At 74.1% G+C, this 13,487-nt stretch carries 16 protein-coding genes; 12 read left to right on the forward strand and 4 right to left on the reverse strand.

Annotated features, from left to right (window positions below; all coding sequences use genetic code 11):
• A partial coding sequence (locus ABZW03_RS25840; protein WP_355262811.1) for a glycosyl hydrolase occupies positions 1-1,133 on the reverse strand: 1,133 nt, incomplete at its 3' end.
• Between the two features lie 372 nt (positions 1,134-1,505).
• On the opposite strand from ABZW03_RS25840, the gene ABZW03_RS25845 reads away from it, so the two are divergent.
• The 9 genes from ABZW03_RS25845 (at position 1,506) to ABZW03_RS25885 (ending at position 8,659) form a co-directional block, all read left to right on the forward strand.
• Positions 1,506-2,522: a hypothetical protein gene (locus ABZW03_RS25845; RefSeq protein ID WP_355262814.1), complete on the forward strand. Its 1,017-nt coding sequence runs from the start codon at positions 1,506-1,508 to the stop codon at positions 2,520-2,522.
• Between the two features lie 251 nt (positions 2,523-2,773).
• Positions 2,774-4,372 (forward strand): ABC-F family ATP-binding cassette domain-containing protein, encoded by a 1,599-nt coding sequence (locus tag ABZW03_RS25850; RefSeq protein WP_355262816.1) that lies wholly within the window; start codon positions 2,774-2,776, stop codon positions 4,370-4,372.
• A 327-nt stretch (positions 4,373-4,699) separates the two neighbouring features.
• The gene (locus ABZW03_RS25855; protein ID WP_030059940.1) at positions 4,700-4,933 is read left to right on the forward strand and encodes a helix-turn-helix domain-containing protein; all 234 of its coding nucleotides are present in this window, start codon (positions 4,700-4,702) and stop codon (positions 4,931-4,933) included.
• A gap of 329 nt (positions 4,934-5,262) precedes the next feature.
• Positions 5,263-6,069 (forward strand): enoyl-CoA hydratase/isomerase family protein, encoded by an 807-nt coding sequence (locus ABZW03_RS25860; protein ID WP_355262820.1) that lies wholly within the window; start codon positions 5,263-5,265, stop codon positions 6,067-6,069.
• Between the two features lie 195 nt (positions 6,070-6,264).
• Entirely contained in the window at positions 6,265-6,750 is a 486-nt protein-coding gene (locus tag ABZW03_RS25865; RefSeq protein ID WP_355262850.1) for an Asp23/Gls24 family envelope stress response protein, read from the forward strand.
• Positions 6,751-6,808: 58 nt separating this feature from the next.
• A complete protein-coding gene (locus ABZW03_RS25870; protein WP_355262823.1) occupies positions 6,809-7,000 on the forward strand; it encodes a hypothetical protein in 192 nt (63 codons plus the stop codon).
• The gene (locus ABZW03_RS25875) at positions 7,000-7,377 is read left to right on the forward strand and encodes a hypothetical protein (protein ID WP_355262825.1); all 378 of its coding nucleotides are present in this window, start codon (positions 7,000-7,002) and stop codon (positions 7,375-7,377) included. The genes ABZW03_RS25870 and ABZW03_RS25875 overlap by 1 nt, the downstream gene beginning before the upstream one ends.
• Positions 7,374-8,012 carry a DUF6286 domain-containing protein gene (locus ABZW03_RS25880; RefSeq protein WP_355262828.1) on the forward strand — a complete coding sequence of 213 codons (639 nt, stop codon included), beginning with the start codon at positions 7,374-7,376 and terminating at the stop codon, positions 8,010-8,012. The genes ABZW03_RS25875 and ABZW03_RS25880 overlap by 4 nt, the downstream gene beginning before the upstream one ends.
• Positions 8,009-8,659 carry an alkaline shock response membrane anchor protein AmaP gene (locus ABZW03_RS25885; protein WP_355262831.1) on the forward strand — a complete coding sequence of 217 codons (651 nt, stop codon included), beginning with the start codon at positions 8,009-8,011 and terminating at the stop codon, positions 8,657-8,659. The genes ABZW03_RS25880 and ABZW03_RS25885 overlap by 4 nt, the downstream gene beginning before the upstream one ends.
• An 11-nt stretch (positions 8,660-8,670) precedes the next feature.
• On the opposite strand, the gene ABZW03_RS25890 is transcribed toward ABZW03_RS25885, so the two are convergent.
• Positions 8,671-9,441 carry an SDR family oxidoreductase gene (locus ABZW03_RS25890; protein ID WP_355262834.1) on the reverse strand — a complete coding sequence of 257 codons (771 nt, stop codon included), beginning with the start codon at positions 9,439-9,441 and terminating at the stop codon, positions 8,671-8,673.
• A gap of 163 nt (positions 9,442-9,604) precedes the next feature.
• On the opposite strand from ABZW03_RS25890, the gene ABZW03_RS25895 reads away from it, so the two are divergent.
• Both ABZW03_RS25895 and trxA read left to right on the forward strand, forming a co-directional pair.
• On the forward strand, positions 9,605-10,012 hold the full coding sequence (locus ABZW03_RS25895) for a MerR family transcriptional regulator (protein ID WP_355262837.1): 408 nt from the start codon (positions 9,605-9,607) through the stop codon (positions 10,010-10,012).
• Between the two features lie 3 nt (positions 10,013-10,015).
• A complete protein-coding gene (gene trxA / locus ABZW03_RS25900; protein ID WP_355262839.1) occupies positions 10,016-10,348 on the forward strand; it encodes a thioredoxin in 333 nt (110 codons plus the stop codon).
• 18 nt (positions 10,349-10,366) lie between these two features.
• On the opposite strand, the gene ABZW03_RS25905 is transcribed toward trxA, so the two are convergent.
• The gene (locus tag ABZW03_RS25905) at positions 10,367-11,167 is read right to left on the reverse strand and encodes an SURF1 family protein (RefSeq protein ID WP_355262842.1); all 801 of its coding nucleotides are present in this window, start codon (positions 11,165-11,167) and stop codon (positions 10,367-10,369) included.
• A 31-nt stretch (positions 11,168-11,198) separates the two neighbouring features.
• A complete protein-coding gene (locus tag ABZW03_RS25910; protein WP_355262845.1) occupies positions 11,199-12,194 on the reverse strand; it encodes a DEDDh family exonuclease in 996 nt (331 codons plus the stop codon).
• 125 nt (positions 12,195-12,319) lie between these two features.
• Between ABZW03_RS25910 and ABZW03_RS25915 the strand changes: the two genes are divergently transcribed.
• Entirely contained in the window at positions 12,320-13,363 is a 1,044-nt protein-coding gene (locus ABZW03_RS25915) for a zinc-dependent alcohol dehydrogenase family protein (RefSeq protein WP_355262848.1), read from the forward strand.
• Positions 13,364-13,487: the final 124 nt, after the last annotated feature.

The following is a 13,487-nucleotide window of genomic DNA, read 5'->3' on the forward strand; positions in this document are numbered from 1 at the left end:
GGCGACTCCGGCGGGTCGGCCGGGCCCGCCGGGGTGGGCGGCTCCGTCGCCGCCGGGGAGGTGGCGGGCGCCACCGGCGCGTCCGCCGGCGCCGGCGCCCCCTTCGACCCGGACATCAGCTGCCTGAACGCCGCCGCCGAGCGGGGGTTGCGTTCGCACTGGAAGAAGCCGTGCGGACAGTAGTCGGTGACGGTCTGGTAGGCGGTGTCGTGGGTGCGGATCCACTCGACCATCCGCTGCACGTACTCGGGGTTGTCGCCGTTGCGGAACAGCCCCCACTCCGGGTACGAGACCGGCTTGCCGCGCTTGGCGGCGAACTCCACCTGGTCCTGGAGGCCGTACGGCTCGCGCACGTAGTCGTCGAAGGTGCCGCCGGCCGGCTGGTCGTAGGTGTCCATGCCGATGATGTCGACGACGTCGTCGCCGGGGTAGCACTTGGTCCACGGGATGGCGTCCAGGCCCCGGCTGGGGGCGAAGTCGAAGCGGAAGCGCTGCCCGGGCACCGAGCGCATCACCCCGACGATCCGCCGCCAGTACGTCTTCCACGCGGACGGGTCGGGCTTGCAGCGGTGGGTGTAGGTGGTGCCGTTCATCTCCCAGCCGAGCGTGAGCACGGTGTCCGCGCCGCCCATCGCGACCAGTCGGCGCGCGAGCTTGAGGAAGTGCCCGTCGAAGTCCCCGCGCGCCCCCTGGGCGAGCAGTCGGGCGACCTCACCGTCCGACACCTCCGCCTCGCTGGGGACCAGCATCGGCACGCCGAGCACCAGCAGCCGGGACGGATCGGCCTGCCGCCACTGCGACCACAGGCCGAGCACCATCGGCTCGCCCTCGATGTCGCTCCAGCCGTTGCCCGCCAGGTAGGTGTGGCCGACCTGCAGGTTGGCGTCGCCCAGCCACTGGGCGTACCGGCGGATCTGCGGGATGTAGTCGTCCCAGGAGCCGACGAAGGCGCCGAACGGCGGCTCGTGGCTCGGGCGCTGGACCGGCGGGCGGGGAGCCGCGCCGCGCGGCTCGATCGCGTCCGAGGAGAGGGTGTGCCGTTCGGTCTGGCTGAACGGCGTCCCCGCCGGGACGCTGGCCGTGGCCATCAGCAGCAGGGTGGCGGCGGCCAGCGTCAGGCGGCCGATTCGCATGGGTGCTCTCCTCCGGGACGTCGCGTGAGCGGGGCGCACGGTCTCGGCGTGGACGGACCGTGACGCCCCGCTCGCCGACAGTAGGCCCGAAGGGGGACGAAAAAGCCGAATGTCACCCTAAAGTGGGCGCCAATCGAACGCCGTCTGACGCAACGGGCGGCGACCGGCGGCCAGGTATCAGATCTGTAACGGTCCCGCCGGGCGCGCCGGGCCCGCTCCGGCGCACCCGGCGGAACGCGCCGGAGGCCCGACGGCGCAGGTGGGCGGGTGGACGTGCGGGGAGGGCGCGCGGCGCCGGGCGGACGCCCGGCGGGGCGTACCGCCGACGGAACCGGGCTGACTCGCGTGCCCGGTGAAAGGTACGCTCCGGCCGTGTCCTGGAAGCCGCTGCGTGTACTGACCCCCCGCTCGATCCTGCCTGCCTCGGCGGTGGTGCTGGTCCTTGCGGCCGGGGCGGCGGCGCACGCGAACAAGCCGGTGCCGTTCGGCGACCGGGTCGCGGGACCGGGCGACGCGGGCGCGACGCCGGTGAACTCCGAGTCGCTCGGCTCGGCCGACCTCGACCTGCGGGTGGGCCCGGGTCTGGAGGCCTTCCACAAACAGACCGGCGAGCAGGCCTGGTCCTACCGCCGCGAGGGCGCCGAGGCGCTCCACCTGGCGATGGCCGGCGACAACGCGATCGTGGTCTGGGACGACGGCATGGTCACCTCGGTGCGCCCCGGCGACCACGAGGTGCGCTGGCACCGGGCGGTGCCCGGCCTGGCCGACTGGCTGCGCGGCGACGGCGAGCCCGGCGCCGACAAGCGGACCGACGCCCAGCGCAAGCAGCTCGCGAAGCAGCGGGCCGCGGCCGCGCTGCACACCGTCCAGCGGGACGGCTCGCCCTGGCTGGCGCTGGTGACGCCGAACCTGACCATGGGCCTGCGGGACGCCGACGGCGACCTGCGCTACAACGACAAGCCGTCCAACGGCTGCGTCTACGACCCGCTGCGCGCCGTCCACACCGACTACGCGGTGCTCATCCCGCGCACCTGCTCCAACAGCGGCGGGCAGGCCGTCTCCGGCGGCATCACCGGCTACCGGCTGGACAGCAACGGCTGGGCGATGAGCACCGGCCCGGCCGCCACGGTCAAGGTGCTGGACCGCACCCGGGTGGAGATCACCGACGGCCCGATCGTCCCGCCCAGGGTCTTCGACACCAAGGCGGCCGCGCCCGAGACGGCCTGCGGCAGCGTGGTCGCGCCGTTCGCGGCGGTCCGTCCGCAGGGCGGCTGCGCGGCGGACCCGGCGGCGGGCGAGCCGGCGGCCGCGGGCACCGACCCGGGTGCGGGAGCCGCTCCGGACGCCGGAGCCCCGGCGGGGGAGCAGCCGGCCGCGCAGCCGCGGTAACCCGGGCGGGCCCCTGGACGACGGCCTCCGCTCCGGACGCCGGAGGGCCGGTCGATACCCCCGGACGGTACTTCCCCGGGGGCGGTACGGGGCCCGGTAGACTTGCCGCCATGGCTATCTTCTCCGGGCAATAGCGGGCGGCGGCGCCGCGAGGGCCGCGCCGACCGCCGATGAAGCCCCCCTCACGCCAACCCGGCCCCGGGTCCGTCCCACCCGGCCGCCCGCCCACGTCCCAGGAGTAGTCCCCAGCCATGATTTCCGCCAACGCCCTCGAACTGCGTGCCGGTGCCCGGATCCTGATCGAGTCTGCGAGCTTCAAGGTCGCCGCCGGCGACCGGATCGGCCTGGTCGGCCGCAACGGCGCCGGCAAGACCACGCTCACCAAGGTGCTGGCCGGCGAGGGCCTGCCGGCCGCCGGTACCGTCACCCGTTCGGGCGAGGTCGGCTACCTTCCGCAGGACCCGCGCACCGGTGACCTGGACGTCCTCGCCAAGGACCGCATCCTGTCCGCCCGCGGCCTCGACACCGTGCTCAAGAAGATGCGCGAGAACGAGGACCGGATGGCCAACGGCAAGGGCGCCACCCGGGACAACGCGATGAAGAAGTACGCCCGGCTGGAGACCGAGTTCCTGACCAAGGGCGGGTACGCCGCCGAGGCCGAGGCCGCCACCATCGCCGCCGCGCTGGGCCTGCCGGACCGCATCCTCGGCCAGCCGCTGCACACCCTCTCCGGTGGTCAGCGCCGCCGCGTCGAGCTGGCCCGGATCCTCTTCTCGGACTCCGACGTGCTGCTGCTCGACGAGCCCACCAACCACCTCGACGCGGACTCGATCGTCTGGCTGCGGGACTTCCTGAAGACCTACAAGGGCGGCTTCATCGTCATCTCGCACGACGTCGACCTGGTCGAGACGGTCGTCAACAAGGTCTTCTACCTGGACGCCAACCGCTCCTGCATCGACGTCTACAACATGGGCTGGAAGCAGTATCAGCAGCAGCGCGAGGACGACGAGAAGCGCCGCAAGCGCGAGCGGGCCAACGCCGAGAAGAAGGCCGCGACCCTCAACGCCCAGGCCGACAAGATGCGCGCCAAGGCGACCAAGACGGTGGCCGCGCAGAACATGGCCCGCCGCGCCGACAAGCTGCTCTCCGGGCTGGAGCAGGTGCGCCAGAGCGACAAGGTCGCCAAGCTGCGCTTCCCCGAGCCGGCCCCCTGCGGCAAGACGCCGCTGACCGCCAGCGGCCTGTCCAAGTCGTACGGCTCGCTGGAGATCTTCACCGACGTCGACCTGGCGATCGACCGGGGCTCCCGGGTCGTCGTGCTGGGCTTCAACGGCGCCGGCAAGACCACCCTGCTGCGGATGCTGGCGGGCGTGGAGCAGCCGGACACCGGCGAGGTGATCCCGGGCCACGGCCTGAAGATCGGCTACTACGCCCAGGAGCACGAGACCCTGGACCCGGACCGCAGCGTGCTGGAGAACATGCGCTCGGCGGCGCCGGACACCGACCTGGTGCAGATCCGCAAGATCCTCGGCTCCTTCCTGTTCTCCGGCGACGACGTGGACAAGCCGGCCGGGGTGCTCTCCGGTGGTGAGAAGACCCGTCTGGCGCTGGCCACCCTGGTGGTCTCCTCCGCCAACGTGCTGCTGCTGGACGAGCCCACCAACAACCTCGACCCGGCCAGCCGCGAGGAGATCCTGGGCGCGCTGCGCGAGTTCTCCGGGGCCGTCGTGCTGGTCACCCACGACGAGGGGGCGGTGGAAGCGCTCGACCCGGAGCGGATCATCCTGCTGCCCGACGGGGTGGAGGACCTGTGGAACCCGTCCTACGCCGATCTGGTCTCGCTGGCCTGACCGGAAGTAGACGCGAGATCCGCTTTTCGGACGAGAATATCTAGTCCTTTCGGCGTGTCCGGGAATGAAGTAGACCCGGATTCCGTTTAAGGACTTTCCGTCGGCCCGCCACTCGATCGTGGTCGGGCCGACGCTGCTGATCAGCCCTTTCTCGGCGTGCGGCGGTATGCGCCCGGGGGCGTGCACGCTGCGTGAGCGCCCCGATGCGCTCGGATCACCACCGATGGACCACGCATTTGCGACATGGACCTTGTCGAATGGGTGGCCAGGACGCGGTGGATGGGTGATCATGGGAATCTGACCGAGCAACGCTACGAGGAGGCACGGGTGGCCGAGACTCTGAAAAAGGGCAGCCGGGTGACCGGTGCCGCGCGTGAGAAGCTCGCGGCCGATCTCAAGAAGAAGTACGACTCCGGGGCGAGCATTCGCGCTCTCGCGGAGGAGACCGGTCGTTCGTACGGCTTCGTGCACCGGATGCTGAGCGAGTCCGGAGTGATCCTCCGGGGCCGCGGCGGTGCCACGCGGGGCAAGAACAAGGCGACCGCCGGAGCTGGTTCCTGACGGTCCGTCGGCTATTGGCTGGATGACGCGGCGGCAGGGCGCCGGCCGAGGAGACGACAGCTGAAATCCAGCTGGGTGTCCGCCCTCGGATCGTGTGGACCGGCCGCCGATCGTCATGTCCGGCGGTCGTCGGTTCCGGGATGTTTCCCGTTCCCTTATTTCGGCTCCGTTCGAAATTCCTTTCGCTCGCCGTTCTCCGTTTTCCCTTCGTCTCGGCCCGCCGTCGAGCACCGCGGCCCCGTCGATCTTTCCCGGCCGGGCCCCTGCCCTGGCGCGCCGAGTTTTGTTACTCTCCGGTAGCCAAGTCCCTCGCCACCGGAGGTCCCCGTATGACCGCTCCCGCCACCGACCCGCAGGCCCCGAGCTGGGAGCGGGACGGCGTCCGCCTGGAGATCGACGGCGAGCTCGCCGTCGTCACCCTGTGCCAGCCGAAGCGGCGCAACGCCCAGTCGCCCGCGCTCTGGCGCGCCCTCGCCGCCGCGGGCCGCGAACTGCCCGGCAGCGTCCGGGTGGTGCTGCTGCGCGCGGAGGGGGTCTCCTTCTCCGCCGGGCTGGACCGGGCCATGTTCACCCCCGAGGGCATCCCCGGCGAGCCCACCTTCCTCCAGCTCGCCGCCTCCACCGACCAGGAGCTGGACGAGGCCATCGCCTCGTACCAGGAGGCCTTCACGTGGTGGCGCCGGCCGGACCTGATCTCCATCGCGGTGGTCCAGGGCCACGCCGTCGGCGCGGGCTTCCAGCTGGCCCTCGGCTGCGACCTGCGGGTGGTCGCCGAGGACGTCCAGTTCGCGATGAAGGAGACCTCGCTGGGCCTCGTCCCGGACCTGGCCGGCACCAAGCCGCTCACCGACCTCGTCGGCTACGCGCGGGCGCTGGAGATCTGCGCGACCGGCCGCTGGGTGGGCGCCGAGGAGGCCGCCGCGATCGGGCTGGCCAACCTGGCGGTGCCGGGCGAGGAGCTGGACGCCGCCGCCCGCGACCTCGCGGCGGCCCTGCTGGCCGCTCCGCGCGGGGCGGTGATCGAGACCAAGGCCCTGCTGCAGGGGGCCTCCGGGCGCTCCTTCGACGAGCAGCGTTCGGCCGAACGGGCGGCGCAGGCCCGCCGGCTGCGGGAGCTCGCCGGGATCGGCGACTGACCGTACGGCGACGACGCGGGGCCCGGCCCCGGGGGAACTCCCCGGGGCCGGGCCCTTTCGGCTGCCCGGGGGCGGGCCGTCGGTGCTCGGCGGGCGGGGATCGTGGCGGAATGCCAGAGTTGGGGAGGTTTGCGATATAGCTGGAGCCGCACGACGGGAGACGCGCCCATGCCTGACACTCCGACGCCCGCGACCATGCACAAGCACACCGGCAGCAGCACCCCGCCCCCCGGTCCGCCGGGTGCCGGCGGCGCTGCCAGGCCGGTGGGGGAGCGCGGCCGCACCGTCCTGGCCGTCGGCGTGGTGGAGAAGATCGCCGGGATGGCGGCCCGCGAGGTCACCGGGATCCACGCGCTCGGCTCCGGGCTCGCCCGGACCTTCGGCGCGATGCGGGACCGGGTGCCCGGCGGCAAGCCCAGCGTCGGACGGGGCATCAAGGCCGAGGTCGGGGAGAAGCAGACCGCGATCGACATCGCCCTGGTGGTCGAGTACGGCGTGGTCATCCCCGAACTCGCCCGCCAGGTGCGGGAGAACATCATCAACGCGGTCGAGCGGATGACCGGCCTGGAGGTCGTCGAGGTCAACATCGCCGTCAACGACGTCCACCTCCCGGACGAACCGGAGTTCGAGGAGGAAGAGGAGCCGGTGGCGGCGGCCGGGCAGCGGCCGAAGCTCAAGTAGCGCGTTCGGGGGGCGGGGGTCCGGGTCCGACGGGTAGCGGGAGACGAGGGAGTAGCGGATGAACCTGGCCATCGTCGGCCTGGTGGTGGGCATGGCCCTCGGCTTCGCCGGGTACTTCGGCGGGTTCGCGGCCTTCCTGCTGGTGGCCGCGCTCGGGCTGGTCGGCTTCGTGATCGGACGCCTGCTGGAGGGCGACATCGAGTTGGGCGACCTCGGGGACCTGCTCCGCGGCCGCGAGCGGCGCCGCTGATGGCGGGCCCCGCTTCGGTTCCGGCCCGGGCCTCCGGCGCGGTCTCCGGTTCGGCCTCCGTGCCGGGGCGTCGGGGGCGGCTGCGGATCGCCGACCGGGTGTACGCCCGGATCGCGGCCCGGGCCGCCCGGGAGGTGCTGGCCGAGGCCTGGCCGGCCGGGCGGGCGAAGGGCGCGCCGCCGCACGTCTCGGTGGCCGTACCGGGGAGCACGGTGACGGTCCGGGTGGCGCTGGAGCTGCCGTTCCCCTCGGACGTCGCGGCGCTGGCCACGGCGGTGCGGGCGCGGATCGCCGAACGGGTGGCGGCGCTGACCGGGGCCAGGGTGTCGGACGTGGTCGTCGTGGTCGAGAAGCTGGTGACGGGGGGTACCCGGTGAGCGAGGAGGATCCCGGGGCGGAGGGTGCGCGGGAGGCGGCGCCGGAGGGCCGGCGGGAGCGGGTGAGGCGGCTGCGGGCGCCCCGTACGGCCGCGGCGGCGCTGGTGGCGACCGGGGTGCTGGTGGTGGCGGGGGCGCTGCTGTACGACGTGGTCGCGGTGCGGGTCGGGCAGCCGGCCCGGCGGTGGCGGGCGCAGATCGCGGACGAGCTGGCGACCCGGCACCTCGACGACCTGGCCGTGCTGGTGGGTGCCGGAGCGGCCACCCTGCTCGGCGGGTGGCTGCTGTGGCTGGCCGTCGCGCCCGGGCTGCGGCGGTGGCTGGTGCTGCGGCCGTACGGGGGAACGACCGCGGCCGTCGACCGGGCCGGGGTCGGGCACCTGCTGGCGGACCGGGCGGCGGGGCTGGACGGCATCGACCACCTGCGGATCCGGGTCGGGCGACGGCGGGTCCGGATCTCGCTGACGGGGCCGGCGGACCCGGCGCTGGTGCAGCGGCAGCTGAGGGACGAGCTGGGGCGGGTGGGGCTGGCGCGGCCGCCGCGGCTGGACGTGCGGACGGCGCGGGGCGCCGCGGGTGCCGAGAGCGCCGATGCCGGTGCCGGGACGGCCGGCGGTGCGGGGGCGGCCGGGTGAGCAGGACGGTCGTCAACCGGGTGCTGCTGGGGGTGGTGGGGGCGGTGCTGCTGGGGGCCGGGGTGCTGGTGCTGGCGGGCGGGCTGGACCTGTACCGGCGGCTGGGGGTGCACCCGCCGGAGTGGTGGCCGCTCACCTCGCCCGACCAGCCGGTGGTGAGCACGCGTTCGCGGGAGCGGTGGGTGGCGTCGGCCTGGTGGTGGCCGACGGTGATCGGCGGGCTGGCCGTCCTGGTGGCGGGGACGGCGTGGTGGCTGCTGGCGCAGCTGAGGCGCAGCGGGCTGTCGAGCATCGCGGTGCCGACGCCGGGGGTGAGCGGGCTCCGACTGCGGGTCGGCGCGCGGGCGTTGGAGGAGGCGATGGAGAGCGGGACGGTGGTGCTGCCGGAGGTCGAGCGGGCCGGGGTGCGGCTGGTGCGGGCACCGGGGCATCCGCGGCTGCGCGGGGCGGTGCGGTTGCGGCCGGGCGGGGACCCGGCGGCACTGGTGGAGCACTTCGAGGACGGGCCCCGGGCGGACGCCTGCGGGAGCCTGCGACTGCCGGCGCTGCCGGCCGAGCTGCGGATCCGGGTCCTCCAGGCGGCCCCCGCCGAGCCCCGGCACGGACGGCGGGGGCGGCGGGGGCGGCGGCAGTCCAGGGTGGAGTAGCCGGATCGGCCTCAGAGGGTGCGCAGGGCGCCGCCGTCGACGGGGACCATGAGGCCGGTCAGGTACGAGGCGGCGGGGGAGAGCAGGAAGGCGGCGACCTTGCCGAACTCCTCGGGGGTGCCGTAGCGGCCGAGCGGGATGCCGGCGCTGGCCTGGGCGCGGGCGGCCTCGGGGTCGGCGGCGAGGCCGTCGAGCTCGCGGACCCGGTCGGTGTCGATCCGGGCCGGGAGCAGGCCGACCACCCGGATGCCGCGCGGGCCGAGCTCGTCGGCGAGGGCCTTGGCGGCCATGGCGAGGCCCGGGCGCAGGCCGTTGGAGATGCCCAGGCCGGGGATCGGCTGGCGGACCGAGCTGGAGAGCACGAAGCCGATCACGCCGCCGTCGCCGAGGGCCGCGGCGGCCGTGCGGGCGATGCGCAGGGCGCCGAGGAACACCGATTCGAAGGCGTCGCGCCAGGCGTCCTCGGGAGTGGTTTCGACCGGCCCGGCCTGGGGGCCGCCCACGCTGATCAGGACGCCGTCGAGCCGGCCGAACCGCTCGGTGGCCGTCGCGACCAGCCGCTCGGCGGTGCCGGGGTCGGAGTTGTCCGCGACCAGGCCGTGCGCGGCGCCGGGGCCCGCCAGGGCGTCCAGTTCGGCGACGGCCGCGGCCACGGCCTCCTCGCTCCGGCCGCTCACCAGCACGCGGGCGCCGTCGGCGGCGAGCTCCCGCGCGGCGGCGAACCCGAGGCCGCGGGTGGCGCCGGTGACGACGTAGGCCTTGTTCTTCAGTCCGAGATCCATGGGGACATCCTGCAGGGTGCCGTGGGGCCGGGGTGACGGGAGGGGGCCGACTCACCGGCACCGGCACGGGCACTGGGCCCCGGCCGCTGGCGTTGACGTGGGTGTCAAGGTCTACCGTCGGTGCGGCGGCGCGCGGAGGCGGGCCGGGAGGAGCGGGTTCGGCATGCGGATCGGGGAGTTGGCGGAGCGGGCGGGGACGACCACGCGGGCGTTGCGGTACTACGAGCAGCTGGGGCTGCTGCCGGCCCGGCGGGCGGGCAACGGGTACCGGGCGTACGACGAGGGGGACCTGCGGCTGCTCCGGGAGATCCGGACGCTGCAGGACTTCGGGTTCGGGCTGGAGGAGACCAGGCCGTTCGTGGAGTGCCTGCGGGCCGGCCACCCGGAGGGGGACTCGTGCCCGGCGTCGCTGGAGGTGTACGAGCGCAAGCTCGCCGAGCTGGACGACTGCATCGCGCGGCTGCAGGACGCGCGGGCGCGGGTGGCCGGGCAGTTCGAGCGGGCGGTGCGGGCGCGGGACGACCTCGCCGCCGCCGAGCAATCACCACGGTGTGAACTGACGAAGGAGTAGACGATGGTGCGGATCGCGGGTGTACCGGCGGTGACGGACGAGACCTTCGCCGCGGAGGTGCTGGCGGCCGAGGGGCCGGTGCTGGTGGACTTCACGGCGGACTGGTGCCCGCCGTGCCGGATGATGGCGCCGGTGCTGACGGACATCGCGCGGGAGGAGGCGCACCGGCTGCGGGTGGTGAGCCTGGACGTGGACCACAACCCGCGGACCCAGGCGGCGTACGGGGTGCTGTCGATGCCGACGCTGATGGTGTTCCGGGACGGGCAGCCGGTGCGGTCGGTGGTGGGGGCGCGGGCGAAGGCGCGGCTGCTGCGGGAGCTGGAGGACGTGCTCTAGCGGGACGCCGGTCCGTCCCTAGGCGGGGACGGCGTCGAGCGGGACCTCGGCCTCGGCGGCCTGCTTGGCGCGGTCCTTGGCCTCGCGGCGGACGAGGATCCAGACGCCGACCGGGATCATCGCGGTGAACAGCCACCACTGGATCGCGTAGGCCATGTGCGGGCCGATGTCGGAGTGGTTGGGCTCGGGGATCAGCTCGGGCTGCTCGGCCGGGGCCGGGGTGGTGCCGGTGAGCTCGAGGTAGCCGCCGAGGAGGGCGGCGCCGGTCAGCCTGGTCTGCTCGTCGACGTTGATCAGGTTGAACTGCCGGTCGGGCAGGCCGCTGCGGGCCTTGATGCCGCTGGCGCCGTAGGTCTCCTCGGCGCGCAGGCGGCCGGTGAGGGAGACCTCGCCGGCCGGGGCGGCCGGGACGGGCGGGTACTCGGTGGCGGTGGCGCCGGAGGCGACCCAGCCGCGGTTGACCAGCACGGTGCCCTTGCCGTCCGAGAGCTTGAACGGGGTCACGACGAAGTAGCCGATGGTGTCCCCGCTGGAGTCGGTCCGCTTGCGGACCACGAACTCGTGTGCCGGGTCGTACTGACCGGTGGCCGTCGCCGCGCGCCAGGTGAGGTCCTTGGGGACCGCGAAGCCGGGGGTCGGCGACAGGGTGTCGACGGGGACCGGCGCGGCCGTGAGGGCCTGGCCGATCAGCTCGTTCCGGGCCACCCGGGCCTCGTGGCGGTGCAGCTGCCAGAAGCCCAGCTTGATCGTCGCGGGGATCAGTAGCAGTGCGACCAGCATGGTGATCAGCCACTGGCGGGTCAGCAGAAAACGGTACACATGGGAACGGTACGCCGACCTCACAACCGGCTCACGCACCGGGGTGCGGGGCGACCTCGCGCAGCAGCTGGAGGAAGGCGTCCTCGCCCACCACGGGGGTGCCGACCTCGCGGGCCTTGCGGGCCTTGCCGCTCCAGCTGTCCGGCTCGTTGGTGACCAGCAGGCTGGTGAGGCGGCTCACCGAGGTGGCGATGTGCAGGCCGGCCTCGACCGCGCGGTCCTCCAGGACCTCGCGGTCGGTGGCGGTGTCCCCGGTGATGGCCACCCGCATGCCCTGGACCAGCGGCTTGCCGTCCTCCCAGCGCCCCGGGTTGGGGTACGGGCAGGGCGGGCGCTTCTTGGCCTGGCGGTAGGTGGCGCCGGTCCAGGTGCTGCGGCCGGGGGCGGCCGGCTCCTCCTCGCCGAGGTCGGTGACCGCGACGCAGTTCTGGAGCGGCAGCGGCACACCGCCGTCGCGGGCCAGGTGGAGGCTGGGGCGGAACGCCTCGGCGAGCACCCGGGCGTCGTCCAGCGCGTTGTGGGCGTGGCGCTGCCGGACGCCGAAGTGGGCGGCGAGCGAGGACAGCTTGCCGTTGGGCAGCGGCAGGCGCAGGTCGCGGGAGAGGACCATGGTGCACAGCCGCTGCTCGACCGGGGCGCGCAGGCCGGCCCGGGAGAACTCGCGGGAGATCATGTTCCAGTCGAAGAGCGCGTTGTGCGCGACCAGGACGCGGTTCTCCAGACGGGCGGCGAACTCGTCGGCGATCTGCGGGAAGGTCGGGGCGGTGGCGAGCAGTTCGGCGGTGAGGCCGTGGATCCAGACCGGCCCCGGGTCCCGCTGGGGGTTGACCAGGGTGTACCAGTGGTCGACGACCTCGCCGTCCGGGTCCAGCTGGTAGACGCCCGCCGAGATGACGCGGTCCGAGCGGCCGAGACCGGTGGTCTCGACGTCGACGACCGCGAAGCCCTGGGCGGGGGCGGCGGAGCGCTGCGCGGGGACCGGTGCGGTCCGCGGCGCTCCGTACGTCTCGGGCTGGATCGGTTGCATGGTCCAACAGGATAAGGGGCCGGGCGGGTGACTCCGGTCGGAATGTTCCGACCGGGCGTCCGGAATAGAGTGGTCGGCGGGGGTGTCGTACACCTGGTCGAGACCGTCCAGCTAAGGAACAGCGCATGCGTGCCACCGTGATCCACGGCCCCAACGACATCCGGATCGAAGACGTCCCGGACCCGGTGATCCAGCAGCCCACGGACGTGGTGCTCCGGGTGGTGAACGCCTGCATCTGCGGCAGCGACCTGTGGGCCTACCGCGGCGTGGCGCAGCGGGTGGCCGGGCAGCGGATCGGGCACGAGTTCCTGGGCGTGGTCGAGGAGGCCGGCGCCGAGGTGCGCGGCTTCGCCAAGGGCGACCTGGTGGTGGCGCCGTTCGTCTGGTCGGACGGGACGTGTGACTTCTGTCTCGAAGGCCTCCAGACCTCCTGCCCGCACGGCGGGTTCTGGGGCCAGGTCGGCTCGGACGGCGGCCAGGGCGAGGCGGTGCGGGTGCCGTTCGCGGACGGCACGCTGGTGAAGCTGCCGAAGGAGGCGGCGGGCGACGAGAAGCTGCTGCCCGGGCTGCTGGCGCTGTCCGACGTGATGTCCACCGGGCACCACGCGGCGGTCTCGGCGCGGGTGCGGCCGGGCGCGACGGTCGCGGTGGTCGGCGACGGCGCGGTGGGCCTGTGCGGCGTGCTGGCGGCGCACCGGCTGGGTGCGGGCCGGATCATCGCCCTGGGCCGGCACACCGCCCGCACCGAGCTGGCCCGTCGCTTCGGGGCGACGGACGTGGTGGCGGAGCGAGGCGAGGCCGCGATCGAGGCGGTCAAGGAGCTGACCGGCGGTCAGGGCGCGCACGCGGTGCTGGAGGCGGTCGGCACCGAGGAGTCGATGCGGACGGCCATCTCGATCGCCCGGGACGGCGGTGCGGTCGGGTACGTCGGGGTGCCGCACGGCGGCAGCGCGGGCGTCGACATCGGTCAGATGTTCGGCCGAAACGTTTCGCTGAACGGCGGCGTCGCCCCGGCCCGCGCGTACATCCCCGAGCTGCTGCCGGACGTGCTCTCCGGCGCCATCGAGCCGGGCCTGGTCTTCGACCGCACCGTCGGTCTGGACGGCGTCCCGGACGGCTACCGCGCGATGGACGACCGCTCGGCCCTGAAGGTGCGGATCGCCTTCTGATCGTCTTCTGATCCTCTTCCGGGCGGACCGCGTTCGGAGGCGCAGGCCTCCCGGTACCGGCCCGTGCCACCCCTCGGCCCCGTGGGCGCGCTCCCGTCTTCACCCGCCCCGGCCGCACGCCCCG

Origin of the sequence: Kitasatospora sp. NPDC004799 (assembly GCF_040609095.1) — a bacterium.
Lineage (GTDB): Bacteria > Actinomycetota > Actinomycetes > Streptomycetales > Streptomycetaceae > Kitasatospora.